General features: G+C 67.0%; 21 protein-coding genes. 17 read left to right on the top strand and 4 right to left on the bottom strand.

Annotated features, from left to right (window positions below):
* The first annotated feature begins 126 nt into the window (after nucleotides 1-126).
* From ABOZ73_RS08460 to ABOZ73_RS08445, 4 genes are all read left to right on the top strand, one after another.
* Nucleotides 127-3039: a TonB-dependent receptor gene (locus tag ABOZ73_RS08460; protein WP_369062305.1), complete on the top strand. Its 2913-nt coding sequence runs from the start codon at nucleotides 127-129 to the stop codon at nucleotides 3037-3039.
* A gap of 63 nt (nucleotides 3040-3102) precedes the next feature.
* Nucleotides 3103-4590: an MmgE/PrpD family protein gene (locus ABOZ73_RS08455; RefSeq protein WP_369062304.1), complete on the top strand. Its 1488-nt coding sequence runs from the start codon at nucleotides 3103-3105 to the stop codon at nucleotides 4588-4590.
* A 58-nt stretch (nucleotides 4591-4648) separates the two neighbouring features.
* Nucleotides 4649-5395, top strand: a complete 747-nt coding sequence (locus ABOZ73_RS08450; RefSeq protein ID WP_369062303.1) for an IclR family transcriptional regulator — start codon at nucleotides 4649-4651, stop codon at nucleotides 5393-5395.
* A gap of 5 nt (nucleotides 5396-5400) precedes the next feature.
* On the top strand, nucleotides 5401-5775 hold the full coding sequence (locus ABOZ73_RS08445; RefSeq protein ID WP_369062302.1) for a MerR family transcriptional regulator: 375 nt from the start codon (nucleotides 5401-5403) through the stop codon (nucleotides 5773-5775).
* Between the two features lie 195 nt (nucleotides 5776-5970).
* Here the strand turns inward: ABOZ73_RS08445 and ABOZ73_RS08440 are convergent, their stop codons facing one another.
* A complete protein-coding gene (locus ABOZ73_RS08440; protein WP_369062301.1) occupies nucleotides 5971-6669 on the bottom strand; it encodes a thermonuclease family protein in 699 nt (232 codons plus the stop codon).
* A gap of 169 nt (nucleotides 6670-6838) precedes the next feature.
* The gene (locus ABOZ73_RS08435; RefSeq protein WP_369062300.1) at nucleotides 6839-8167 is read right to left on the bottom strand and encodes an oxygenase MpaB family protein; all 1329 of its coding nucleotides are present in this window, start codon (nucleotides 8165-8167) and stop codon (nucleotides 6839-6841) included.
* A gap of 127 nt (nucleotides 8168-8294) precedes the next feature.
* Between ABOZ73_RS08435 and ABOZ73_RS08430 the strand changes: the two genes are divergently transcribed.
* From ABOZ73_RS08430 to ABOZ73_RS08380, 11 genes are all read left to right on the top strand, one after another.
* Nucleotides 8295-8885 carry a TetR/AcrR family transcriptional regulator gene (locus ABOZ73_RS08430; RefSeq protein ID WP_369062299.1) on the top strand — a complete coding sequence of 197 codons (591 nt, stop codon included), beginning with the start codon at nucleotides 8295-8297 and terminating at the stop codon, nucleotides 8883-8885.
* 207 nt (nucleotides 8886-9092) lie between these two features.
* A complete protein-coding gene (locus ABOZ73_RS08425) occupies nucleotides 9093-9179 on the top strand; it encodes a potassium-transporting ATPase subunit F (RefSeq protein WP_369062508.1) in 87 nt (28 codons plus the stop codon).
* 12 nt (nucleotides 9180-9191) lie between these two features.
* Nucleotides 9192-10901 carry a potassium-transporting ATPase subunit KdpA gene (gene kdpA, locus ABOZ73_RS08420; RefSeq protein ID WP_369062298.1) on the top strand — a complete coding sequence of 570 codons (1710 nt, stop codon included), beginning with the start codon at nucleotides 9192-9194 and terminating at the stop codon, nucleotides 10899-10901.
* 13 nt (nucleotides 10902-10914) lie between these two features.
* Entirely contained in the window at nucleotides 10915-12966 is a 2052-nt protein-coding gene (kdpB, locus tag ABOZ73_RS08415) for a potassium-transporting ATPase subunit KdpB (RefSeq protein ID WP_369062297.1), read from the top strand.
* Nucleotides 12967-12992: 26 nt separating this feature from the next.
* Nucleotides 12993-13787 carry a transporter gene (locus ABOZ73_RS08410; protein WP_369062296.1) on the top strand — a complete coding sequence of 265 codons (795 nt, stop codon included), beginning with the start codon at nucleotides 12993-12995 and terminating at the stop codon, nucleotides 13785-13787.
* 9 nt (nucleotides 13788-13796) lie between these two features.
* The gene (gene kdpC, locus ABOZ73_RS08405; RefSeq protein ID WP_369062295.1) at nucleotides 13797-14360 is read left to right on the top strand and encodes a potassium-transporting ATPase subunit KdpC; all 564 of its coding nucleotides are present in this window, start codon (nucleotides 13797-13799) and stop codon (nucleotides 14358-14360) included.
* Nucleotides 14361-14446: 86 nt separating this feature from the next.
* A complete protein-coding gene (locus tag ABOZ73_RS08400; protein ID WP_369062507.1) occupies nucleotides 14447-17020 on the top strand; it encodes a DUF4118 domain-containing protein in 2574 nt (857 codons plus the stop codon).
* A complete protein-coding gene (locus ABOZ73_RS08395; protein ID WP_369062294.1) occupies nucleotides 17017-17709 on the top strand; it encodes a winged helix-turn-helix domain-containing protein in 693 nt (230 codons plus the stop codon). The genes ABOZ73_RS08400 and ABOZ73_RS08395 overlap by 4 nt, the downstream gene beginning before the upstream one ends.
* 109 nt (nucleotides 17710-17818) lie before the next feature.
* Nucleotides 17819-18262 carry a hypothetical protein gene (locus tag ABOZ73_RS08390; protein ID WP_369062293.1) on the top strand — a complete coding sequence of 148 codons (444 nt, stop codon included), beginning with the start codon at nucleotides 17819-17821 and terminating at the stop codon, nucleotides 18260-18262.
* 70 nt (nucleotides 18263-18332) lie between these two features.
* On the top strand, nucleotides 18333-18467 hold the full coding sequence (locus tag ABOZ73_RS08385) for a hypothetical protein (protein ID WP_369062292.1): 135 nt from the start codon (nucleotides 18333-18335) through the stop codon (nucleotides 18465-18467).
* Between the two features lie 85 nt (nucleotides 18468-18552).
* Nucleotides 18553-19215 (top strand): isochorismatase family protein, encoded by a 663-nt coding sequence (locus tag ABOZ73_RS08380; protein WP_369062291.1) that lies wholly within the window; start codon nucleotides 18553-18555, stop codon nucleotides 19213-19215.
* A gap of 373 nt (nucleotides 19216-19588) precedes the next feature.
* On the opposite strand, the gene ABOZ73_RS08375 is transcribed toward ABOZ73_RS08380, so the two are convergent.
* On the bottom strand, nucleotides 19589-20452 hold the full coding sequence (locus tag ABOZ73_RS08375) for a DUF1206 domain-containing protein (protein ID WP_369062290.1): 864 nt from the start codon (nucleotides 20450-20452) through the stop codon (nucleotides 19589-19591).
* A 154-nt stretch (nucleotides 20453-20606) separates the two neighbouring features.
* Nucleotides 20607-23999, bottom strand: coding sequence for a TonB-dependent receptor (locus ABOZ73_RS08370; protein ID WP_369062289.1), 3393 nt, complete (start codon nucleotides 23997-23999; stop codon nucleotides 20607-20609).
* A 433-nt stretch (nucleotides 24000-24432) separates the two neighbouring features.
* Here ABOZ73_RS08370 and ABOZ73_RS08365 point away from each other — a divergent pair, with 433 nt between their 5' ends.
* A complete protein-coding gene (locus tag ABOZ73_RS08365) occupies nucleotides 24433-25689 on the top strand; it encodes a polysaccharide lyase family 1 protein (RefSeq protein WP_369062288.1) in 1257 nt (418 codons plus the stop codon).
* On the top strand, nucleotides 25686-26672 hold the full coding sequence (locus ABOZ73_RS08360) for a pectinesterase family protein (RefSeq protein WP_369062287.1): 987 nt from the start codon (nucleotides 25686-25688) through the stop codon (nucleotides 26670-26672). Before ABOZ73_RS08365 ends, ABOZ73_RS08360 begins: the two co-directional genes overlap by 4 nt.
* Nucleotides 26673-26674 lie beyond the last annotated feature (2 nt).

Here is a 26674-nt window from a genome sequence, read left to right as displayed (position 1 = left end):
ACGCCACCGCAATCGACGCTGCGATACCCGCCATTCTAACGCGCGTTTGACACGGCGTTCCGTCCGAGACAGCATGTAATGGCAAAGCGTGCCGCAAGACGGCACGATAACAAGTTAGGGTGGATCATGCGGTTGAACGTCATCTGCGGCGCCTCGGCGCTCGCCTTGCTGTGGGGGGGCGCGGCGGTCGCCCAGGAGTCGGCCGAAGTCGAGGAGATCGTCGTCACTGGATCGCGCATCGCGCGGACCGACTATGTGGCCGAAAGCCCGATCGTGACGGTGGGGGCCGACGCCATCGCCGCCCGCGGGCCGGCGACCCTAGACGCCACCTTCAACCAGATGCCGCAGTTCGCGGCCAGCAACGCCAACAGCGGCTCCAGTCCCGCCCGCCAGGGGCGCAACAACGCCAACCTGCGCGGCCTGGGCATCCAGCGCACCCTGGTGCTGATCGACGGGCGCCGCACCCAGCCCTCCGACGCGCTGGGTGCTGTTGACCTCAACACCATCACCCCAGCCTTGGTGGAGAACGTCGAAATCATCACCGGCGGCGCCTCGGCCATCTATGGCTCGGACGCCATCGCCGGGGTGGTCAACTTCAAGCTCAAGCGTGACTTCGAAGGCCTGGAGCTCGACGCCTCCTACGGGATCACCGACCGCAACGACGCCGAGGCGGTTTCCTTCTCGGCGACCTTCGGCGCGGGCGCCAACGATGACCGCGGCCGCATCGTCGCCGCTGTCACCTATTTCGATCGCCAAGGCGCCTATCGCGACAGCCGCCCCTTCTTCGAGCGCTCGGGGTTCGCCTCGGCCCTGCAGGGCGGGGGCTTCGTCTCGGCGGCCAGCAACCTGCCGTCCCAGGCGGTGCTCAACACCGTGTTCGGACGCTACGGCGCAGGCACGCCGGCGCGCAACGCCTCCTTCGGGGTCAACCGTGACGGCACGATCTTCACGACCGCCGCGCCGATCCTCAACCTGCGGTATCCGGATGACGACCCTTACGTGACCTACGAGGATCGGGTGGTCTTCCCGCTTGGCAACACCTTGCCGCTGCAGACCCCGATCGAGCGCTACACCGCTTTCGTGCGCGGCTCCTACGACGTGACGGACGATGTGGAAGCCTACTTCCAGTTCAACCACATGCATTACGACAGCGCCTATAGCCGCGCCGGCTGGTCGGCGGGCTCGGGCACGCCCGCTGGCCTGATCCCGGTCACCAACCCATTCATTCCAGCCGACCTACGCACGATCCTGGCCTCACGGCCAAACCCGAATGCGCCGGCCAACTTCGTCTTCAGCACCAGCCGCATCGGCCGCACCGACTACCAGTTCGCCTATGACCTGAACGAGACGGTCCTGGGGGTGAAGGGCAAGGTGCCGTTCCGCGACTGGACGTTCGACGTCTACGGCTCCTACGGCACGACCAAGACGAATGAGACCAGCTCGGGCTTCGTCAACATCGCCGCCTGGAACACCCTGGTGAACGCCGCCGACGGCGGCGCCTCGATCTGCCCCGGCGGGTTCAATCCGTTCATCCCCGCCGCTCTCGAGGACACCCCGGGGCAGGAGGGCTGCTACAACTTCCTCAACCGCAATCTCAAAGAGACGACCGAGCTTACTCAGCAGATCGTCGAAGGATCGTTGCAGGGCGGCCTCTTGGCGCTGCCGGCGGGCCAGGTGCGGTTCGCCGCCGGCGCCAGCTATCGCCGCGCCACCTATGAATACGCCCCCGACAATGCGCGGGTGTACAACGAGGTGTGGCCGGTGCAGCTGACCGGGCCCACCGACGGCTCTTACAATGTGCGCGAGATCTTCGCCGAGGTCTTCGTGCCGGTTCTGCGCGACCTGCCATTCATCGACGAGTTGAACCTGGACCTGGCCTTGCGCCACTCCGACTACAACCTCGTTGGTGGGGTCAACACCTACAAGGCGTCCGTCGACTGGGCCCTGGGCGCAGGTCTTCGCGCCCGCGGCGGCTACCAGCGCGCAATCCGCGCGCCGAGCCTGGGCGAGCTCTATGCGCCGCCGGAGCGTGCGTCCGCCGCGCTGGGCTCGACCGCCATCGGCGCCGGCGATCCGTGCGATGTGGGCGGGCGCCTGCGCAACGCCGCCTTGAACCCCAACGCCGCGCAGGTTCGGGGGCTTTGCCTGGCTCAAGGCGTCGGCGCCAGCATCATCGACATCTACCGCTTCGCCGGCAGTTCGGTGGGCGGCCTGGCCTCGGGCAACGAGGCGCTGGAGGAGGAAAAGGCCAACACCATCACCGCGGGTCTAGTGTGGCAAAGCCGCTTTGACACCCCGCTCTTGCGCCGCCTGTCGGCCTCGGTCGACTACTACAATATCGAGGTGGAGGACGCGATCGGGGTGATCACCGCCCAGGTGGGCCTGTCGCGCTGCTTCAATGCCGATGGCCAGTCCAACCCCACCTATGATCCGACCAACTTCTATTGCAGCCTGACCGAGCGCAACGCCAACGGCGGCATCGAGACCCAGCGCCAGCCGACCCTCAACCTGGCCGCCTACAAGACGTCGGGCGTCGACGTCCAGGTCGACTGGGGCTTCGACCTCGCCGACATCGGCCTGGGCGACTCCGGCGCGCTCAGCTTCAATCTGATCGTGACCCGGTTGCTGGACTACAAGATCCAAAACCTCGCCGGAGCCCCGTTCCTCGACTATGCGGGGACGATCGGCAACAGCCAGATCGACAGCGGCGCCATCGGCTTCCCCGACTGGAAAGTCGCCCTGACCTCCGGTTGGCGCAAAGGTCCGCTGGAGGTTCGGCTGAGCTATCGCTGGAACGACAGCATGAGCCACTACAGCGCCGTGGGCGTGGCCAACTCGACGTTGCCCGGTGTGAAGACGCGCCAGTACTTCGATCTGGCCGCCAGCTATCAGTTCGATGAGAAGACCCGCCTTCGGGCAGGCGTCCAGAACCTGCTCGACGAGGCGCCTCCGGGCTGGGTGGGGCAGGGGGCTACTGATCTTGCGCTCTATGACCTGCTGCAGCGCCGCTACTCGATCGGCCTGACCCGCCGCTTCTAAGCAATCCTCCCTCGCGGGCCCGCTAAGCCGCGGGCCCGCAGCCTTTTGGAACGGAGATACGCCATGACCGACGCCAACCGAAGAGACGTACTGGCCGCCTTCGCCCTGGGCGGCCTGGCGCTGCCCGCCTTGCCCGCGGCGGCCAGGCAGGCCGCTTCTGCGGCCAGCGCCGAGCCGGCTGGCAAGACCACTGCGGCGCTGTCGCGTTATATCGCCACCAGCCAGTCCTTCGACTTTCCCGAAGAGCACCGGGAACTGGCCCGTCGCCACATCCTCGACACCCTGGCCTCGGCCGTGGCGTGCCGCGACCTGGAGCCCTCGGTCCTGGCCCGCAACTACGCCCTGGCCCAGACTGGCGACGCCAAGAGGAGCGCCGTGACGATCCTGGCGTCGAACCAGAAGGCAGCGCTCGTAGACGCCGTCTTCGCCGGGGCGATGACCGCCCACGGCGCCGAGATCAACGATTTCAATCCGGCCTCCTTCGTTCAGCCTGGGCCCTCCGTCGTCACCGCCGCCCTGGCCTTGGCCCAGGCGCGCGGCAAGTCCGGAGAGCAGGTCCTGCGCTCGGTGATCGTCGGCTATGAACTGGCCGGCCGCGTGCCCCGCGCCATCGGCAACAAGAATTTGCAAAAGGCCAACATCGCCAATCATGGCTTTGGGCCGGTGTTCGGCACGGCGGCGACCGCCGCCTCGATCCTGGGGATCGCGGAGGATCGCATCGGCGACGTCCTTACCTACTGCGCCCAGCAGGCGTCCGGATCCTGGCAGTGGATGTCGGACGTCGAGCACATCGAGAAATCCTTCGTCTTCGCCGGCATGGGCGCGCGCAACGGCCTGCAGGCGGCCTTGATGGTCGAGGCCGGCTTCACCGGCGTTCGCAACAGCTTCGATCGCTCCAACGGCTGGTTCCGCTCACCGATCTTCCGCGGTGAGGGCAACAATCCCGACTATCTGATCGACAAGCTGGGCGAGCGCACCGAGCTTCATGAGACCGCCTACAAGCGCTACCCGGTGGGCGGCCCGACCCAGCCGGCCGTCGACGGCCTGCTGAAGCTGCTGCCCAGGATCGACCGCGGCAGGGTCGCCAGCGTGACCATCTCCATGCCCGGCCGTTGGGACGCCTTCCGCAACGCCGAGATGCCGGCGCTCAACCTGCGCTATCTGTCGGCCATCATCCTCATTGACGGGCGCCTGGACTTCGTCTCGGCCCAGTCGCTCAAGCGCATGCATGGAGATCCCGCCGCCAAGGCGATGATGGCCAAGGTCGATGTGGTCCATGATCCGGCCCAGGAGCATGCCGAAGGATCCGCCCGCACCGAGTCGGCGCGCGTGGTCGTGGTCCAAGAGGACGGCCGTCGGCACGAGATCTTTGTCCCTTGGGTGGCGGGCTTCCCTTCCCATCCGATGAGCAAGGCTGACGTGGAGGCCAAGGCGCTGGAGCTGATGAGCCCGCTCCTCGGCGCGGGCCGCGCGCGCGATGTCGTCGCCGCCGTCTGGGACATCTCGTCTTTGCGCTCGGGGGGCGAGCTTGTGCGTCTGGTGGCCCGCTGAGTTGCATCGCGCCGCGAAGCAGCGTCACTGAACGATCAAGAGTACGTAGAAGACCCCCATGCGCCCCATCGAGACGGCTTTGAACATCCTTGAGGTCCTCGGCCGATTGCAGCCGGCGGGGGTCTCAGAACTCGCTCGCGAGCTGGACCTGCCCAAATCGACCGTACAGCGCGCTTTGCGTGCGTTGGGGGAGGCCGGCTGGATCGAGACTGTTTCCGACGAGAAGGGAGCCTGGTCGCTATCCCTGCGCGCTGGCCTGGCGGTCGGCCCTTCCGACTTCGCCACCCGGCATCTTCGCGCCGCCGCCATCCCGGTGATGGAGGAGCTGCGCCGGCGTACCTCGGAATCCGTCTATCTGGCGGTGCGCGACGGCTTTCGCATGGCGCTGGTCGAGCGGTTGGACGGCATCAACCCTGTGACCCATGCTTGGCCCCTGTGGCGGCCAGGCCCGATGCACCCTTCCTCCTTGGGGCGAGCCATGTTGGCGACCCTGCCCGAGGATGAACTCGAGGCCTATCTCGCCGCGCCGTTGCAGAAGGTCACCGCCCTTACGGTCACCGACCCGCAGGCTCTGCGCCTGGAGTTGGCTCAGGTGCGTCAGCGTGGGTTCGCCACCGCCTACCGCACCAATTGGCCCAATGAAAACGGTGTCGGCGCGGCGATCAGAAATAGTCGCGGCGAACCGTTCGCGGCGATCTCGGTCTCTGCGCCAGTCGAGCGGGTGGACGAGGCGGCGTGCGAAGCCATGGGCGATCTTCTCGCAGACGCCGCCCGCCGCATCAGCCTTGGCCTGCAGCGGCGCTGACCGGCATGACCCAGTCCGTTCACCAGGGCCCGCCGGTGGCGTGCTCGATCCAGGACCTTGCGCCGCGACTTGGGGTCAGCGCCCGCACGCTTCGTTTCTATGAGGAGCGGGGCCTGATCCAGTCTTCCCGGGGCCGAGGCGGCGCGCGCCACTACGACCCGCGAAGCGCGGATCGAGCGGCACGTATCGTGACGCTGCGCCGCCATGGTCTGAGTCTCGATCAGATCCAGCAGGTCGTTGATGCGGGTGACGCTGCCGAACTCATCAACACCTTAAAGGCCATCCGTGACGATCAGGCCGCGCGGTTGGCCGACCTGCAAGGCCTCATCGCAAAGCTGTCTTCCCAACTTGTGGACTGTGTCCAACTCGACCGCGGCTGATATAGCTCCGGCCGATACCTCCAGGGCCATGCTTTTGCGCGGGCGCAACGAGCTCAAGCTCGCGACAGTCAAGCTCGTGCGAGATCGTGACGGCATGGGCTCGCACATCGTTAGTGTCCTCGACGACGAGCATGACCGCTTTGGCCGCTGGTTCCAGTGACGGTCCTGTTGGCTGACGGCTCAACGTGAGCCTCGTCAGCACCATCGCGCCTTGGACCCCGACCAGCGCTGAGCCAGGCCTTCGCTGATCAGTTGCTCGCCCAGATCGCGTCCATTGATTTCAATGCGCCGTAGCAGTCGTCCATAGCGATCGCGATTTCTCCCGCTAGCGAGAAGGCTCAGATCGCCGGCGAGCACGAGTTCTTGAGTCCGATCCCTGGCTTGTAGAGCCAAAGCGCCTTCCCGTTCACATCGGGCGCGAGGCGGCATCTCCGGAGTGTCGATGTTGAGAATACGAACCCGCTCGCCGTCCGGTAGCCGGATCGTATCTCCATCGACGACACGGATGTCTGCGCCAGAGATCAGATCCTGACGGCTGAGGCCTGGGGACCGCACGGGAGGATCGGGGGCGACCTCGTCACGCGAGCTGGCGCCAACGGGGTCTCCTGAAGGGGTGGTGATACCGACACGCTTGGTGTCGGTCTTTGGCGGGCCACTTTGATCGGGAGCGACAGACTGCGCAGGAACGGAGATCGACGCAGCTGTCCCGGCGCTTTGCCCGGTTAAGATCAGGCGTTGGATCGCAGGGGCGTTGAGAGCCAAGCCGATCGGAATCAGCGCTACGGCGACGAAGCCGGCGGTCCGCTGGGTGAGCAGGTTGCGCAGGGCTCGTCGGCGGCGGCGAGTCCGAAAGAACCGTTGGGCATCGGAGCCGTGTCCGCGTCTGTTGCGCATATCCAAAAATGACCCAGCTTTGGTTCCAAGGCCGTAAATGACCCAAAAGACGGTCAATACTGGCGAGCAGGAGTCCGCGACGGTTGGGCGTCTTCGGCCCTCCAAGCGGTATCCGCACCCGACCGGATCCGTTGCGCACGGCAGGCTGTAGCGCACACGATCACACCGTTCACGCAGATCCAACCGAAGCCCGCGCCGCCGAACGGTACCGGGCGGCGTCCGTCGTGTACTCGGCGTGTCCGTAGCGGACGAGGAGCTGGCGGATGCGCCGCACCAAAATCGCATCGGTGACGTCGCGCAGACCGGGCACCTTGCCGGCGATCCGGAACGCCGCGAGCCGTCCGTAGACCAGCAGGCCGCAGGCGACGAACACCACCTCGTCCAACCGGCTCACCTCGATGCCCATCTCGCGAGCCTTGAGCCGATCACCCTCCATGAAGTGGCGCAGGAAGAAGGTCCTGGCGAAGCGGCGCTCCAGTCGGTCATGCAGCCGGTTGGTCGGCGAGCGATCGGGCGGCAGGTAGGCGTCCAGGGTGGCGCGGATCAGCGCTCCGGAGGTGGCGTCGTCGAAGCCGCGACGCAGGGTGCTGTTGCGGGCGGTCATGATCCGCACGATCCCTTCGGGCGTGTCGGCCAACAGGTCCTGCGGCAGGCCCAGCAGAAAGCAGCGGTAGCGGGCGAGTTCCACCTTGGCCCGCTCGTCGCGGGTGAAGCTGGTGCGTCCCTTGCGGATCATGGCGAAGGCCATGAGGAAGATCGGGATCAGGCCGGCGGGCATCTGGTCCACCTGCGGGATCGGAACGCCATAGATCTTGGTGTCCCACTGTCCCGAGCGCAGGGCGTTGAAGCGCACCATCGAGTGCATCAGCCGCACCATGGCGGCGGCCTTGAAGCCCTCCCCATGGCGTTCGAGCGCGCCGGGCAGGACGGTGGTGGTGAAGAAGGTCGCCGTCTCGTTGACCCGCTTGGCCGCCGTGTCGTTGCTGAGCGTGCCGGTCAGGGCCATGGGCAGGGCGGCGTACTTGTTCAGGAACGTGGCCATGAACGCCCCGCGGATGGCGAAGGGCGCCAGATGTGCGGTGGCGTTGCGGTCCAGCCGCGCGCCCCGGCGCACCAGATCCATATCGACCCAGTCGGGCGTGTCCTCCATGTCGGCGATGAAGGCGCGAAGTTGAGGCGGCGCATCCTTCACGGCGTCGACGCCCTGTTCACAGGCCTGGGTCAGCATGGCGATCAGGCGGCGAAAGCCATAGTCGGGGATGAGCGCCGCATAGGCGTCGGCCACATGATCGCCCAGCATGGTGTAGGCTCGCACGCGATCGAGATCATCCTGGGTCACCCGCACGCCCATGGGCGCGCGATCGGTGACGACGGCCGCTCTGGCGTCATCGGTGAAACGCTCGGGCGTGTGGTCGAAATCGACGGCGCCGTAGAAGGCCGGCAGCAGGGTCTTCTGGGCGGCCACCCGCGACCGGACCTCTTCAATGCTGCGGATCATGTCTGCTCCTGCTTTTTTCGGATCCATCGGGTGGATCCTGTCGTCTCTCATCAGGTTATGTAAGCATTGCTCATGTTCCTACTCGCCTTCGACCGAGGGCGTGTCGGCGCCTTGGAGGCGACATCAAGTGACTGAAAAGACGAGACGATCTCCTCGCCAGGCTCGCGCCGCATCGACCGTGGACGCCATTGTCGACGCCACCTTTCAGCTTCTGGAGGAGCGGGGCTTTGACGCCCTGACGACCAACCACATCGCCGCGCGGGCGGGGGTGAGCATCGGCACGCTCTACCAGTACTTCGCCGACAAGAACGACATCCTGGCGGTCATGGCCCAGCGCCGCGCCGAAGCGGTGCGCGACAGCATCGCCGCCATGCTGATCGAGCAGCCCAACCTGGGCAGCGTGCGACCCATCGTCCGCGCCCTGATGAACGGGTTCGAAGGCTCGCCGGCCACGCGCCATGCCTTGCTGGGCGCGCTGTTCAGCAAGGGCGAGGCGGTGCTCCTGCGCCACCACGAACTCTTCTTGGCCGCCATCGCCGGCAAGGCGCAGCTGGACATCACCCTGACGCCGGAGCGTGCGTTCATCCTCACCCACGCGGCGGTCAGCCTGCTGCGCGCCTCGGCGGCGGAGGAGGATCTGGCCCTGGATCCTGTCGCGCTGGAGGACGAGTTGGTGCGTCTGATGGAGGCCTATCTGGCGGCATTGGCGGGCGTTTAGGTCTCGGACTGATCGCGGCCTTTACGCCGTCCTTATGCGCGACGCGCGATCCCTGATGGCCCCGTTACGGCCATGAGGATCACACCACGCCCAGTTTTTCCAAGCTGGAGCATGAGGCCGATGGCCGATCTGATCTTTCTGGCGTTGGGCGGCGGGGCGTTTTTGGCCTTCGCCGCCTTCGCCGTTGCGCTGAAGAAGGTCTGACCCATGTGGATCGACCTTCTGTGGGCCGCCGGGGCGCTGAGCGTCGCGGCGTACATGGTCGCGGCCTTGCTGCGGCCCGACCGTTTCTAACGGACATCTTCCATGAATTTCCAAGGCTGGGCGGAGATCGCCCTGACGCTGGGACTGGCCGTGGCCATCGGCTGGCCGGTCGGCGTCTACATGTCACGCGTCTGGAATGGGGAGCGAACCTGGCTCGACCCCATCCTGCGTCCCATCGAGAAGCTGTTCTACGCCGGTTGCGGCGTGGACCCGGACAAGAGCCAGACCTGGCTCGGCTACGCCGGCGCGCTGCTGGCGTTCAACTTCGTCGGCTTTGCGTTCGTCTATGGCGTGCTGCGCCTGCAAGGCGCCCTGCCGCTGAACCCGCAGGGGTTTGACGGGCTTGCGCCGCACCTGGCGTTCAACACCGCCGTCAGCTTCGTTACCAACACCAACTGGCAAAGCTATGGCGGCGAGACCACCATGTCGACGCTCAGCCAGATGCTGGTTCTGACGGTGCAGAACTTCGTCTCCGCCGCCACCGGCGCCGCCATCGCCGCGGCTTTGGCCCGCGCCTTCACCGCCAATCGCGGGACGGGCGTCGGCAACTTTTGGGCGGACCTGGTTCGCACGACCCTGTGGGTGCTGCTGCCGCTGTGCCTCATCCTCGCCGTCGTTCTGGTGGCGCTCGGCCTGCCGCAAACGCTCAACGCCGGCGTGGTCGCCGCGACGCTGGAAGGCGCGCAGCAGAAGATCGCCCTGTTCCCGGTCGCCTCTCAGGAGGCGGTCAAGCAACTGGGCATCAATGGCGGCGGCGTCTTCAACGCCAACTCCGCCCACCCCTTCGAGAACCCCAGCCCGCTGACCAACCTGATCACGGCGGTGTCGATCAACATGCTGGGCTGGGCGGCGTTCTTCGCCTTCGGCCGGTCGGCCTTCGCCAAGAAGGATGTAAAAGCCCTGGCGACGGCGGCCTTCATCCTGCTCTTCGCCGGCGCCGGCGCGATCTATTGGGCCGAGACGCAAGCCGCTCCCGCCCTGGTCGCCGCCGGCGTCGATGCTGCGGTCAACATGGAGGGCAAGGAGGTGCGCTTCGGCGCGCCGGCCACCGCCGCCTGGGCCGCCATGACCACGGGCGCGTCCAACGGCTCGGTCAACGGCATGCACTCCAGCCTGATGCCCCTGGGCGGCGGGACAGCCATGTTCCTGATGCAGCTGGGCGAGATCCTGCCCGGCGGCATCGGCTCGGGCATCGCCATCATGGTCGTCATGGCCATGCTGTCGGTCTTCGTGGCCGGCCTGATGGTCGGCCGCACGCCGGAATACCTCGGCAAGAAGATCGAGGGGCGGGAGATCACCTTCGCCATGCTGGCGGTGCTGGTCATTCCCCTGGCTATGCTCAGCTTTTCCGCGCTCGCCGCCGTCCTGCCCGAGGCGCTGAAGGGCCTGATGCACGAGGGGCCGCACGGCCTGTCGGAGATCCTCTACGCCTACGTCTCCGGCACGGCCAACAACGGCTCGGCCTTCGCCGGCCTGACCGCCAACGCGCCGTGGTGGAACACCACCTTGGGCTTGGCCATGCTGATGGGCCGCTTCGCCCCCATCGTCGCGGTGCTGGCCATCGGCGGCGCCCTGGCGGCCAAGCCCAAGCTGGCGCCCACGGCCGGCACGCTGCCGACCCACGGCGGCCTGTTCATCGGCCTGCTGATCGGGGTGATCCTGATCCTCGGCGGGCTGCAGTTCTTCCCGGCTCTCGCCCTGGGTCCGATCGTCGAGCACTTCCAGGTGCTGGCGGCGGTCTCCGGGTCTTAAGGGACCTCCCCCCATGACCTATTCGACACCTTCGTCGCACAAGGGCCTCGGCTTCGCCGCCAGCCTGACGCCGAACATGATGGGCCGCGCCGTGCGCGACGCGGTTCTCAAACTCGACCCCCGCGCCCTGACCGGCAATCCGGTGATCTTCGCCACCTGGGCGGTGGCGGTGCTCTCCACCGTCTCGGCCGTCGCCGCCGTGGCGACGGGGACCGCGGCCGGGTTCGCCGTTCAGATCGCCCTTTGGCTATGGGCCACGGTGCTGTTCGCCAACTTCGCCGAGAGCATCGCGCAAGGGCGCGGCAAGGCGGCGGCGGACAGTCTGCGCGCGGCCCGGGTCACCACCAAGGCCAAGCTGATCATAGACCTGAAGACGGGAACGATCATCCCGACCCCGGCCCACAAGCTGAACGTCGGCGAGATCGTCCTGGTCGAGGCCGGCGACGTGGTCCCCGCCGACGGCGAGATCGTTGAGGGCGTGGCCAGCGTCAACGAGGCGGCCATCACCGGCGAGAGCGCCCCCGTCATCCGCGAAAGCGGCGGCGACCGCAGCGCGGTGACCGGCGGCACGACCGTGGTCTCAGACTGGCTCAAGGTGCGCGTCACCAGCCAGCCGGGCTCGTCCTTCCTCGACCGCATGATCGCGATGGTCGAGGGCGCCGACCGCCGCAAGACGCCTAACGAGATCGCGCTGGCCGTGCTGTTGGCGGGTCTGACCCTGATCTTCCTGATCGCCGTCGTCACCCTGCTGGGCCTGGGCAAGTTCTCGGGCGTCGAGCTTGATCCGCTGGTGCTCGGCGCGCTGTTCGTCTGCCTGATACCGACCACCATCGGCGGCCTGCTTTCCGCCGTCGGCATCGCCGGCATGGACCGGCTGCTGAAGGTCAACGTCCTGGCCACGTCCGGTCGGGCCGTGGAAGCCGCGGGCGACGCCGACACCCTGCTGCTCGACAAGACCGGCACCATCACCTTCGGCAACCGCATGGCCACCGAGGTGATCGCCGCGCCGGGCGTGCGTCCGGAGGCCGCCTTGCGCGCCGCCGTCATCGCCTCCCTGGCCGACGAGACCCCGGAAGGCCGCTCGATCATCGAGCATGGCCGCAACCTCGGCGTGGTCATCGAGACGCCCAAGGGCGCCAGCGCCATCCCGTTCAGCGCCGTGACCCGTCAGTCGGGCCTCGACGCCGACGGCCACAGCTGGCGCAAGGGCGCGGTCGACGCGGTCCTGCGCACCTGCAAGCTGGCGGTCCCGCCGAGCGTGCTGGAAGCCGCCATCGACCGCATCGCCCGCTCGGGCGGCACGCCCCTGGCGGTCAGCCAGGACGGCGCCCTGGTCGGGGTGATCCACCTGAAGGACGTGGTGAAGCCCGGGGTGAAGGCCCGCTTCGCCGACCTTCGCCGCATGGGCCTGCGCACGGTGATGATCACAGGGGACAACCCGGTGACCGCCGCCGCCATCGCGTCAGAGGCCGGCGTCGACGACTTCCTCGCCGAGGCCACGCCCGAGGACAAGCTTCGCCTGATCCGGGCGGAGCAGGCCAAGGGACGTCTGGTGGCCATGTGCGGCGACGGCGCCAACGACGCTCCGGCGCTCGCTCAGGCCGATGTCGGCGTCGCCATGCAGACCGGCGCCCAGGCCGCCCGCGAGGCCGGCAACATGGTCGATCTCGACAGCGATCCCACCAAGGTCATCGAGATCGTGGAGGTGGGCAAACAGATGCTCATCACCCGCGGCGCGCTGACCACCTTCTCCATCGCCAACGACGTGGCCAAGTACTTCGCCATCATCCCGGCGCTGTTCACCGCGGCTCTGCCGCAGCTGGGCGCCCTGAACATCATGGGCCTGGCCAGTCCACAGAGCGCGATCCTGTCGGCGGTGATCTTCAACGCCCTGGTGATCGTCGTGCTGATCCCGCTAGCCCTGAGGGGCGTGAAGTACCGGGCCGTCGGCGCCGCGAACCTGCTCTCACGCAACCTGCTGGTTTACGGCCTCGGCGGTCTCGTCGCCCCGTTCGTCGGCATCAAGCTCATCGACCTCTTCCTCTCCGCCGTCGGCCCGGCCTGAGCGTCGGTTCCCCAAGGACTATCGTTATGAACAAGCGTTTCTTCTACCTGTCGACTTTCCTCGGCATGACCGCCGCCGCCGCGCTCACAGCCGCTGAGGCCAGCGCCCAAGAGGCTCCGATCTGCACCGACCGGCCGACCAAGGCCAACGCCACCTGCACGGTCGTCGCCGGCGCCTGGCAGGTCGAGGCCGATGGCGTCAACTTCACGCGCAACAAGGCCGGCGGGGTTGTCGCCAAGACCACGGCCTACGGCGCGACAACCGTCAAATACGGCCTCAGCGACAAGAGCGACCTGCAGGTGACCTGGACGCCCTATGTGGAAAGCCGCGTGACCGGCGCGAACAAGATCAGCGGCTCGGGCGACGTCTATGTGCGCTACAAGCAGGCCTTGAAGACGGGCGGCAGGACGACGGTCTCGGTCATTCCCTATGTGAAGATTCCGACCGCCGCCGACGGGCTGGGCAATGACGAGGTCGAGGGCGGCGTCGCCCTGCCGGTCAGCGTGGCCCTGGACGGCTTCACCCTGACCTTCGGTCCGCAGGCCGACCTGCTGCTCGACGCCGATGGGGATGGCCGCCACCTGGCGGTGACCAACCTGGTCAACCTGGCTCGGCCGATCAGCTCCACGGTCACCCTCTATGGCGAGCTTTGGACCAACACCAACTTCGATCCGGCCGACACCGTCACCCAGTTCTCGGCCGACGCCGCCGTCGTCTGGCTGGCGGCGCCGACCCTGCAGTTCGATGTCGGCGGCAATTTCGGCCTCAACGACAAGACCCCCGACGCCCAGGTCTATGTCGGCGTCTCCAAGCGCTTCTAGGAGAGCGTGATGATCCAGCACATCCGTCCGGCCATCGTCTCGATGGTCCTGTTCACGGTGATCCTCGGCTTAGGCTATCCCCTGGCGGTTACGGGCCTGGGGCAGGCGATCTTCCCGTCGCAAGCTGACGGCAGCCTGATCCGCGACGATCAGGGCCAGATCGTCGGCTCCGCCCTGATCGGCCAGGGGTTCAGCGACGCCAAGTACCTGCACCCGCGGCCCTCGGCGGCCGGTGACGGTTATGACGCCTCGGCCTCCAGCGGCTCCAATATGGGTCCGCTCAACACCGATCTGGCCGAGCGCGTGAAGACGGAGGCCGACGCCCTGCGCGTGGAGGCGCCGAGCCGGGCCATTCCCGCCGATGCGGTCACCGCGTCCGGCTCGGGACTCGACCCGGACATCTCTCCGGCCTATGCCCGTCTTCAGGCTCCGCGTGTCGCGGCAGCCCGAGGGCTGACGGTCCGCCAGGTGCAGACGGTGATCGAAAACGAGACGCAGCAGCCGCTGTTGGGCTTCATCGGCCAGCCGCGGGTCAACGTCCTCGCCGTCAACAGGGCGCTCGATAGACTGTGATCGAAGAGCCGCCGCGCCCCGACCCCGACGCGCTCCTCGCCGCCGCCCAGAAGGCGCGGCGAGGCAAGCTGAAGGTTTTCCTCGGCATGTCGCCCGGGGTCGGCAAGACCTACGAGATGCTGCGCGCCGCTCGCCGCCGAAAGGCGGAGGGCGGCGACGTGCTGATCGGGGTGGTGGAGACCCACGGCCGGCGTGAGACCGAGGCCCTGCTGCGCGGCATGGAAGTGCTGCCCCGCGCGCCCATCGAGCATCACGGCCGCACCCTGATGGAGTTCGACCTCGACGCCGCCCTGGCGCGCAAGCCGGCCCTGCTGCTGGTCGACGAATACGCCCATTCCAACGCGCCCGGCTCACGCCATCCCAAGCGCTGGCAGGACGTGGCCGAACTGCTGGCCGCCGGGATCGACGTCTGGACCACCCTGAACGTTCAGCACCTGGAGAGCCTGGTCGATGTGGTGCTGCGCATCACCGGCGTGCGCCAGCGCGAGACGGTCCCTGACAGCGCCCTGTCGCGGGCCGACGATATCGAAGTCGTCGACATCACCCCGGACGAGCTTCGCCAGCGCCTGACCGATGGCAAGGTCTATGTGCCCGAGACGGCCCGGCTGGCGGCGGACAACTTCTTCAAGGTCGAGAACCTCACCGCCCTTCGCGAACTGGCCCTGCGCCGGGCCGCGCAGACCGTGGACGACCAGCTGGTCGCCGCCATGCGCGAGAAGGGGGTGGAGGGCCCCTGGGCGGCGGGCGAGCGGATCCTCGTCCTGGTCTGCGGCGACCCCATGGCCGCCAATCTGGTGCGCACCGGCCGGCGTCTGTCGGACATGATGATGGATGCGCCGTGGACCGTGGCGCATGTGGAGCAGCCGGCGCGGCGCAGCGACGCGGCCAGGCTGTTCGAGGCGATCAAGCTGGCCGAGCAGCTGGGCGGCTCGACCGTCACCCTGACCGGCGATGATCTGGTCGGCGCGGTCCTCGACTACGCCCGCCGCAACAACGTCACCCAGATCGTCATCGGCAAGTCCCGCGACAGCCGTCTGCGAGAGGCGCTGGGACGCTCCCTGGCGGCGGCGCTCCTGCGCCGCTCGCGGGGGGCGGCGATCCATATCGTCACGGACCGGGCGGAGGAGGCCGCTGCGCCTGCCCCGAAGTTGGACCTGGCGGAGGGCTGGCTCGGCTATTTCACGGGCGCCGGTTTCGTGGTCGCCGCCACCCTGGCGGCCTGGGGGCTCGACAGCATCTCGGCGCGCGTCGATCTGTCGATGATCTTCCTGGCCGCGGTGCTGGGCGCGGGGGTCCTCTACGGTCTTCGGCCAGCCCTGGCGGCGGCCACCGTCGCCTTCCTGATCTACAACTTTCTGTTCCTGGAGCCGCGCTACAGCCTGGCCATCGGCTCGCCGACCGACGTGCTGACCCTGATTGTGTTCTGGGCGGTGGCCCTGGCGACGGGCGGCCTGGCGGGGCGGGTGCGGGACCAGGCGCGAGCCGCGCAAAGGCGAGCGGCGGCGGTCTCGGCGCTGCTGGCGGCCAGCCGAACCCTGTCCGCCGCCGCCGACAAGACCGCCGCTGCGAAAGCCCTGGCTGAACAGACCGCGGCGGCCGCTGGCGGCAAGGCCTTGGTGCTCCTGCCGCGCGATGGCGAGATCGCCATCGTCGCCGGGGCGCCCGAGCTGGAGGTGCTGGACACGACCGCCATGGCCGCCGCGCGCTGGGCCTGGGAGAAGGGCGAGCCGGCCGGGGCGGGCACCGGCACCTTGCCGCAAACGCCCTGGACTTTCCGTCCCCTGGAAGGGGTGCGGGCCCGGGCCGGCGTCGCGGGCGTCAAGCGCGGCGCCGCGCGCGCGAGCGCCGAGGACGAACGCCTGGTGACCGCCCTTCTGGAGCAGGGCGCCGTGGCCCTGGAGCGCGCCGAGCTGGCCGCCGACGCGGTGGAGGCCGAGACCCTGCGCAGGGCCGACCGTTTCCGCTCGGCCCTGATGAACTCCATCAGCCATGATCTGCGCACCCCCCTGTCGACCGTGCTGGGCGCCTCCACCACCCTGATCGACTACGGCAGGTCGCTCAAAGCCGCGGTGCGCGCCGATCTTCTGGTCTCCATCCGTGAGGAGGCCGAACGCTTGAGCCGCTATGTGGGTGACCTCCTGGACATGACGCGGCTGGAGGGCGGCGGCCTGTCCGTGCGCGCCGAGCCGACCGACCTGCGCGACGTGCTCAACGCGGCGGCGCAGCGTGTTCATCGCCGCTTGGAGGGGCGTATCGTCAGTCGTGACTACCCGGCCAAGCTGACCCTGGTGCAAGCGGACGCCGGCCTTTTGGAGCAGGCGGTGGTCAATATCCTGGAGAACGCCATCGCCTATAGTCCGCCTGATGCGGCGATCGAGCTGGCGGTCTATGAGGATCGCGGCAATGTCGTCATCAGCATCGAGGACGAGGGCAAGGGCATTCCCACCCAGGAGCTGGAGCGCGTGTTCGAGAAGTTCCGCCGCATGGACGAGCCCACTGATCGCCGCAAAGGCGCAGGGCTCGGTCTGGCCATCGCCAAGGGCTTCGTCGAGGCGATGAGCGGCCGTATCGCCGCCGCCAGCCCGATCCGCGACGGCAAGGGAACACGCGTCCTGATCAGCCTGCCCAAGGCGATCCAGACGCCGCATCACCTGCTATGACCGGATCTCGCCAGCGCATCCTCGTCATCGACGACGAGCCGCAGATCCAGCGGTTCCTCGGCCCCGCCCTGGAGGCGGCCGGCTATGAGCCGCTGAAGGCTGAGAGCGGGCAGGAGGGTCTGCGCGCCATCGCCCTTTGGAGCCCTGATGCGGTGGTGCTGGATCTGGGCCTGCCGGACATGGACGGCAAACAAGTGCTGGAAAAGGCGCGGGCTTTCTATACCGGGCCGATCCTTATCCTGTCGGCCCGCGATCGCGAGATCGAGAAAATCGACGCCCTGGACAAGGGCGCCGACGACTATGTTGAAAAACCCTTCGGGGTCGGCGAGCTTCTGGCCCGCCTCCGAGTGGCCCTGCGCCATGCGGGCAAGGCCGGGGCCGGGCCGTCGCAGATCCAGGCCGGCGACATCCTCATCGATCTGGACAAGCACAAGGTCATGCGGGCCGGGGCGCCGGTGAAGCTGTCGCCCAAGGAATTCGACCTTCTGGCTCGGCTCGCTCGCGCCCAGGGGCGGTTGCTTACCCACAAGGACCTGCTGACCGCCATCTGGGGACCGGCGCATGTGGAGGACACCCAGTATCTTCGGGTGTTCATAGGCCAGCTTCGCCAGAAGCTGGAGGCCGAACCCTCGGCGCCCCGGATGATCCTGACCGAGCCGGGCGTCGGCTACCGCTTCGAGGCGGACTAATCCTTACGCCGCGATTACGCGGGCATCCCGTTTTGCGCATGGCGGCTTGTCGGCGATCAGCGCGATCGTTCCAGCGCTCCCCAAGAGGAGCGTTTTTTGGAAGTCATCCATGTCCGTCCATTCCGCCATCCAGGCCGCTGAATTTCTGCTGGGCCTACCGCATGCCGATCCCCTGGATCGAATGCTCGATCTTGCCAAGGCGACGCCTCGCGATGCCGTCGCCGTGGCCGGGCCGCAAGCGGCCGACGCCATGGTTGGTCTATGGCGTCGCGGCTTTCCCCGCGTCGAGGCCGCCCGCCGCGCTACATCCGCGGCGGCCGATGAGCGATGTGATCTGCTGCTGGTCGTCGGCTGTCCCGAAGCGGTCTGGGCCGACACTTTGGTCGGCGCGGTCGCAGGCGTGCTGGCTCCGCGCGGCCGTTTGGTGATCGACGCGGGGCTGCTCGTCGACGCGCGAGAGCGCGCCGAACTTTGCGGCTACCTGCGCGCCCGCGGCCTGAGGGTCAGTGACCGGGCCGAGCTGTCCGCGGAGGTCCTCGCGTTCAAGGGATAGGCTCGTCCGGCCCGTGCCCGCGCGTGGGGATAGGCGCGATGTTCTCCGCTGCGGCCGCGGCGGGCCGACAATGTTCCTTCGTCAGCCCCGGTCGGTTCCGGGGACATCGGAGGATTACACCATGCACGAGCTCCTGATCTTCACGCTGCTCTTCGTCTTCGCCTTGCTCGCCCTGGCGGCGGTTCTGCACACCCTGCGGCGCTGACATGGACGTCGATGCGGCGAATTTGCAAGCGCCCGCCGGCGTCACCGTCGAGATTGAGGGCCTCAACCTTTAGGGGCCTCAAGCCATGACCTCTCCTCACACCGGCAAGTCCAGCGTCTTGCCGACCGGCGGCGGCGCGGCGCTGATCGATCTGAACGACACCCTGATCCTTCTGCTCGATCATCAATCGGGCCTGTTCCAGACGGTCAAGGACATCGCGCTGAGTGATCTGAGGCGCAATGTGGAGATGATTGCGCGGCTGGCGAGCCTGCTGAACGTCCCGATCATCACCACGGCCTCGGAGCCGCGCGGCCCCAACGGTCCGCTCATGCCGCAAATTCACGAGCTCGCGCCTCACGCGGTCTTCGTGCCGCGCAAGGGTGAGGTGAACGCCTGGGACAATGAGGCCTTTGTCGACGAAGTGCGCCGCAGCGGCCGAAAGACCCTGGTCATGGCCGGGGTATGGACCAGCGTCTGCGTGATGTTCCCGGCCCTCGACGCTCAGGCGGCGGGGTTCGACGTCTATGCGGTGATCGACGCCTCGGGGGATCCTAGCGAGATGGCGTCCAGGACCAGCTTGGCCCGCTTCGTCCAAGGCGGCGTCAAGCCGACCACCACCAATGCATTGCTCAGCGAGCTTCATCGCACGTGGGCGCGCCCTGAAGCAGCCGAAATGGCCAAGCTCTATGCCTTGGCCGCGCCCAACTATGCGGCCGTGATCGAGAGCTTCCAGGCTCCGCGCGCCTGATTATAGGCCTTCCCGCCTGGAAAGTGATCCGTCTGAACAAGCTTGGAGCGCTTCGAGCGGCTGAGGTCATGTCTTTCATCAGCAGAAGAGGCCCGTCGGAATTCCGCTATTGCGTATATCGAAGGCGATTATCCGGAAAAGCGTATCCGTTCTGGCGACTCGTTCGCCGCTCACGAGAGAACATCGCCTGCGCTTGATCGATCGACGGGAGGCGCTGACCTTGGTTCAGCAAGTCGGCTTCCCGCGCCCGGAACGAATGACCCGATGGGCAGAGACCGTGTGCAAGTATGTTCGCGTTTCGAGCGCAGCCATCATGGCGACGCCACCTTGCGCGCCTTGGGCAGAATACGAAGTTGCAGCCTTGAGCATCTGATCACGCGTTGGGCTGTATCCGCCTGAACGCCGCCTCAACAAACCCGAAGGCTCCGAAGGCGAGCAGGCCCAAGGCGATCACGCCGAGCAACCATGCGCCCATAGGCCTTTCCTCGATGACTTGCAGCGCGTCCGCCCAGCTGCGGACTTCGCTGCTTTGAGTCTCCCATCCAGCACGGATCAAAAACACTCCCGCAGGCAAGGTCGCCAGGCCTCGCGCCACATAGCCGGCGCGGCCAAGAAGGACGACCCTCCGGCAGACCCGTTCGCTGCACGAAAGTCGTTTGCCGAAATCCTGCATTAGGCCCTGGAGAACATTGCCGACGCCCACCGCCAGCAAGACCCCGCCGGCCGCAAGCAGGAGGAGGTCGCCATGCGGCAAGGACAGAAGCTGCGCGGCGAGCGCCTGGGGTGACTCGCCTTCGTCGGCTTCGCCAAAGTCCTCGAAGACATCGAGCAGTTCAAAGGCGCTGAAGGCCAGGGCTGCGTAGACGACGCCGCTAACCGCCTGGCCCAGTCGCACCGCAAACGCCTTGGGCGTCTTGCCGTGGCGGTCGGCGTCGAAGATCGCCTGCAAGCCGCGCCAGAGCGCAAAGCCCGACAGACCGCAAGCGACGGCCGCGATCAGGACCAGTCCAATCGGCCATTTCGCCCAAGCGGCCAGAAGGTCCCGGGCGCCTTGCGCGCGTGGGGCGAGATCGGCGGCGGCCAGAAGGACGACCCCGCCCAGTCCCAGATAGACGACGCCCCTGGCCGCGTAGCCAGCCCGTGCCGACCACTCCAGCAAGGTGATCGGATCAAGCCGTCGCTGCGCCGGGATGAATCGGTGGCGAAACAGCGTCAGGCTCCGCTCGATGCTGCGCACGCATTCTCCTCAACGCCGGGCTGATGCTGGCAACGAAACTTGGACCGCTCTGTTCCCGGCGAGCGCCCGCACGGCGCGACGGGAGGGGCGCAAAGAGGGCGCCGGTTCGCACCGGCGCCCTCGAAGTTACCTTGGAGGGGATCCAAGGGATGGGTCAGTAGACGAAGCGCGCGCCCACGAAGAACTGGCGGCCGGTGCTGGCGTACTGCGAGACGAGCGGGTCGTTCTCGTAACCGAAGCGCTGGTCCTTCTGGTCGGTGAGGTTGAGCGCCTCGGCCGTGAAGGTCAGGTGCTCGTTCCACTGGTAGGAGAGCGAAGCGTCGAGGTTGAACGTCTTCTTGCTGGAGACGAAGTCGTTGATCAGCGGCGAGTTGCACACACCTGGATTGCATCCGCCCGAGGCCAGCGGATAGGTCGTCTTGTAGGGTGAGCGGTAGGCGGCCGAGACGCGGCCGCTGAACTTTGGCGTCTCATAGAACACCGTGGCGTTCAGCGACTTGGGCGAGGCGCCCAGGAACGGAGCCTTGCCAGTGATGTTCGCCACCGGGTCGAGGATGAATTCCAGCTCGCTCTCGATATAGGTGTAGTTGGCCTGCACCCCGAAGTTCTGCGTCCACTGTGGCAGGAAGCCGAAGGTGTCGGGCAGGAAGGTCAGGTTCTGCTGATAGTTCAGCTCGAAGCCCTGCAGGAAGCCGCCCGGCGCATCGTTGTACTGGCGGATCTGGAAGGTGCGGTCCTGATCCAGGTAGGCTCGGCGGCTGGCCGACTGATCATCGACCAGGCCGTCATAGGTGGCCCGGATGCTGGCGATGCCTTCGGCGTCGAAGATCGAGCTGAGCGGTCCTTCGCGGATGACGATCTGCGGGAAGCTGTTGATCTCCTTGCGGAACACAGCGGCCGACAGAACCGCGCCGGTGGTGAAGTACCATTCGATGCTGGCGTCATAGTTGGTGGCGCGGAACGGCTTCAGACGCACATTGCCTACGGTGATGGCCGCGTTGCTGCCGTCGTAGTCGGCCGGCTGCGTGCCGATGCCGGTGGGCACCGTCAGGTTGCTGATGCCGGGGGACAGGGCGACCAGCTGCGGGCGCGCCATCACCTTGGCGACGCCGAAGCGCAGCATCAGCTTCTCATCGATCTCATAGGCGGCGTTGAACGACGGCAGCGTGTCGTTGTAGCTGTGGCCCTCCTCGACCGGCCGGCCGCTGGGCGTGCGACCGCGCGCCTCGATCTCGGTCTTGACCTGACGCACCCCGACATTGCCGCGAAGCGTGCGGCCCAGGAAGGTCAGGTTGTAGTCGACCTGCCCGAAGAAGCCGGTGTCCTTCTCGTCGACGCCGAAGGTGCCGACGCCGCCGTTGCGAAGGTCGGACAGGCGCCAGTCGCCGAACTTGTTGATGCAGTTGCAGTCGAAGCCGAAACGCTGCTGGAAAGCCTCCAGATTGGGCGCGAAGAAGCTCTTGGGCGTGCCCGCGGGCATGTCCAGGCCTTCACCGAACTTTACGACCTGGCCCATTTGGCCGACGGTGGTTGCGCCCACCAGGCCCCCGCGCACGCCTTCGAGAAGGCTGGGGTTCATGGTGTCGCCGATCAGACGCTCATAGCGGGTGTAGTAGAACCCAAACTCCCGCTGGCTGGCCCCGGCCTTGAACGTGAAGTTGGGGTTCAGGTCATAGGCGACGTCGAACTGCATCGCCTCGTAGTCGTTGCGCGAGATCGTGTAGTAGTGGCGAAGGGCCGAGTAGCCCTTGACGAAATCCCACTTCGTCGGGTCGGCGACATCGAAGCCGAAATCCATGGACGGCATCGGACCGCCGTCGCGGTCGTCATAGACGAAGTAGCCGTTGCCGGCCGTGCCGTTGCCCGAGTCCAGGCGAATGAAGTCCGCCAGCAGGCCCGTGTTCTTGTTGATCGAACGCGAGCGGCCATACTTGCCGTGGACCCGGAAGTTGTCGGTGAGCTCGTGGGTGATGTCGATTGAGTTCTGGGCGAAGTAGTTGGTGAACGAGCCCTGGTCGATGGCCGAGCGGAAGTCGACATTGCCCAACACCAGGTAGTTGGCGCTGTCGCCGGCCGCCGACAGTCCGGCGTCGATCAGGCGGGTCGACGGGCGGCCCAGGAACTGGGCGCGCATGGCCTGGCCTTGCGGGTGGGCCACATAGCCGACCGAACCGGGCTGGTTGTAGTAGTCGTAGACTTCCAGGTTATTGGGATTGAAGCTCCCCGCGCCGGCCGGCAGGCCGCCCGCGCCATAGATCGTCGAATTGAACACCGGCGTATTGCCATACTGGGACTGGCCGCAGTCGATGGCGTCGCGGAAGGACGTCGCCGCCTGGGTGGCGCAGTTGGCGTAGGCGCTTCTGCGGTTGGCGTAGGTGTTCTGAGCGGCCGAGGCGGTGGTCGCTGTCTGGTAGCTGAAGTTGCTGGCGGTGCGGTTGCCGTTGGTGTTGTTGCGGTTCAGGCCGATGGCCCCGATCTGATAGTTGTCGGCGGTCTGGTCCATCTCCGCGTAGAGACCATCATAGGTGATGGTCGTCCGCTCAGTGGGCTTCCATTGCATCGATAGGGTGAGGCCCAGGCGCTCCTGCTCCAGCTCGCGATGGTTTAGCGACGACAGGGTGGGGATGCGGACCAGCGAGCCGCGATAGTTGTTGGGGCCGTAGAGCAGCTCGTAGGCTCGCGGGTTGGAGCCGATCAGGTACTGCAGCGCCTCGGGATTGGTCACCCGCGGGATGACGTTGGCGGCGTTGACGCCGGTGGGCAGGGCGAAGCCTTGCGGATCGCCCGCGGCCGCGGCGGCGGCGTTGTTATAGGTGGAGCCACGATAGGTGTAGTCGGGGCCGCCCAGACCGCGGGTGTAGCTGTCGATGATCTGTTCGCGGCGGTTATAGGCCGCTGACGCCAGGACGCCGAACTCGCCAAACGGCGTGTCCCAACGATCCGAAACCAGACCGGCCAGGCGCGGGTTATGCTTGCCGCCGTTCTCGTAATAGGCGTCCTGGGCGGTGAAGGCCATGCGTCGGCCGCTGTAATTGAACGGGCGGCCGCTGATCAGATCGACCGTGGCGCCCAGCGAGCCTTCGTCGACTTCCGCAGACGCCGTCTTTTGCACCTGCAAGGAGCTGAAGAGTTCCGAGGCGAAGGTGTTGAACTCAAAGCCGCGGTCGCGGCTCAGGGCGCCGTCGGCGGTGCTGGAGCCCGAGGTCGACAGGGTCTCAAGGCCGTTGAGGCGCACGCGGGTGAAGTCGCCGCCAAGGCCGCGCACGGAGATCTTGTTGCCCTCGCCGTTCACCCGGTCGATCGAAACGCCGGGCAGGCGTTGCAGCGATTTAGCCAGGTTGGCGTCGGGGAAGTCAGCGATGTCCTCGGCGTTGATGACATCGACCATGACGTTGGATTCGCGCTTTTGGACGAGCGCGCTCTGCAGCGCGGCCCGAAAGCCCGTGACGACGATCTCCTCGACGGCGGTGTCGTCAGCGGCCGCGGCTTCCTGAGCCGAGGCATGGCCCGCGACGAGTGCGGCCGCCAGGGCCGCACCGATCGCCAAAGCCCGCGTCGAGGCTCCACAACCAAGGCGCGCGCGCAATTGTGGCGTAGTGTGAATCATAGGTCTCTTCCCCGGGCTCCTCCCGCGTCGCTCGGCTTTTACGGCGAAGATGCCGCCAGCCGATGCGCGCCTACAGCCGCCCAGCCCAGGGAACGGCCGTCACTCTCTCTCGTCTCCGCCCGACGGGCGAAAACAGGCCCTTTTGTCGCTTAATCGCAAAAGATACCGGTATCATTGCTAGCTCGAACGCAAATCGCTGACAATGCCACCGGTGTCAGTTTTTTCTTGACCGGGCTTGGCGACCCCCGCCTTGATGCTTCCGACACGGCGTCGCGGCCAACGAGCCGCCACCCAGGAGGGATGCGTCTGGAGCCAAGCTTCAGCGCAACTTTTCGGTGTGCGCGCCGATCGAGCCTGCTCTTGGGAGGAGCCGATGGATGCTGGCAAGGCGCTGATCAATCGCCGCCTATTCACCGCCACGGCGATCGCCGCGGCCTGCGCTGCGACGTCGCTAGAGGCGGCGACAGCCGCGCCGAAAGACGACGGTTTCACCCATACGCGCGGCGGCGCCGGCGGCCGCTCCATCGTCGTCACCACCCTGGCGGGCGAAGGGCCTGGATCCTTGCGCGAGGCGATGAAGGCCAAGGGCCCGCGGACCATCACCTTCTCGGTCGGCGGCGTCATCGACCTTGGACGAAAGTCGCTCAATCTTCGCGAGCCGTTCGTGACCATCGATGGGGAGAGCGCGCCCTCGCCCGGGATCACCCTGATCCGCGGCGACCTTTCCATCGCCACGCACGACGTGGTGGTGCGCCACATCCGGGTGCGGGCGGGGCGGGACGGGGCGCCGGACAAGAGCGGCTACGAAGTCGATGGAATCTCGCTGCGCAGCGCCCGCGACGTGATCATCGACCACTGCTCGGTCTCCTGGGCCACCGACGAGAACCTGTCGGCCTCAGGCCCTAGGTTCGAAGGCGGCGAGGACGTGGCCAAGTGGCGCGCCGGGACCTCGCACCGGATCACCTTCAGCAACAACATCGTCTCGGAGGGGCTCTCCCACGCTAGCCACGCCAAGGGCGAGCATTCCAAGGGCAGCCTGATCCACGACAACGCCACCGGCATCCTCATCGTGGGCAACCTCTACGCCCACAACCTGGAGCGCAATCAGCTCTTCAAGGGCGGGGTTCACGCGGTGTCGGTCAACAACCTGATCTACGATCCGGGCACGCGAAACATGCACTACGCGCTGAATGCGCCCGAGTGGGAGGGTCACGCCTGGCAGGTCGGAAAGCTGGCCCTGGTCGGCAACGTGACCAAAGGCGGCGCCTCGACGCGCCCCGATCTTCCGTTCCTCATCGTCGAGGGGCAGGGCGATCTTGAGCTCTACGCCAAGGATAACGTCTCCCATCATGCCGATGGCCGGCCAATGGAGCCGTTGCGGGTCCTGCCGACCACGCCGCGACCCAAGGTGGCTCAGCTTGCCAAGGCGCCGTTCTGGCCCTTCGGACTTGTCGCCATGTCGGCGAGCAAGGTCGAGGCCCACGTCCTGGCCAACGCTGGAGCAAGGCCCGCGGACCGCGACGCGGTCGACCTTCGTGTGGTCGCTGAGGTGAGAGAAGGAACCGGCCGCGTCATCGACGACGAGGCTCAGGTGGGCGGCTATCCGCAAAACCGCGCGGGTGCGGAATGAGCCTCTCCAGGCGCAGGTTCGCAGCCGGTCTTGCGATCCTTCCCGTCGCCGCATCAGGCCTGCCGGCGTCGGCCGCCCGACCGGCTCGCGTTAAGGTCGGACCCGGCGGACATCAGACCATCGCCTCGGCCCTCGCCGCGCTTCCGGCTGAAGGCGGTCAGATCGCCATAGCGCCAGGGGTCTACCGCGAGAAGCTGTCGATCGAGGCGCCGGGGGTGTCGCTGATCGGCCTGGGGCGCCGGCCGCAGGACGTGGTGCTGGTCTGGGGCGACGGGGCGCGCACGGCTGGCGGGACCTTCAAGTCCTACAGCCTCAACGTCTCGGGCGATGATTTCACCGCCCGCAACCTGACCATCCAGAACGACTATCACCTGCGCGACGCCCAGCGCTCCCAGGCGGTGGCCCTGGCGATCACCGGTGATTGCGCGGTGCTCGACAAGGTCGTCCTGCTGGGCGCCCAGGACACCCTTTATGCGGCCAGCCGCAAAGGGGGGCCGCCCAGCCGACAGTACTTCCATCGGTGCCGCATCGAGGGCCATGTCGATTTCATCTTCGGCGACGCCAAGGCGTTCTTCGACGCTTGCCAGATCCACACCATCGCCAATGACGAGATCCTCATCACGGCCCAGAGCAAGACCACGCCCGATCAGGACAGCGCCTATGTCTTCGACCGCTGCGTGATCAGCGCAGAGCCGCAGGCCAAGAACGTCTATCTGGGTCGCGCCTGGCGGCCCTACGCCACGGTCATCTTCATGCGCACGGATATCCGTGCGCCCTTGAATCCGGCCGGCTGGCGCGAATGGCATCCTGGCAAGACCACCACGCTCGACACCGCCTATTTCGCCGAGTTCGCCTCGTCAGGACCTGGCGGCGATGTCTCTGCGCGTGAGCCGCGTACTCACCAACTCACCGCCGCCCAGGCCGCTCGCTGGGCCAAGGGCCCGTTCCTGGCCGGCGCCGACGGCTGGCGTCCAAAGGTCTGACC

The sequence above is a fragment of the Caulobacter sp. 73W genome (genome assembly GCF_041021955.1).
GTDB lineage: Bacteria > Pseudomonadota > Alphaproteobacteria > Caulobacterales > Caulobacteraceae > Caulobacter.
This window is presented reverse-complemented; position numbering and strand designations above follow the sequence as displayed.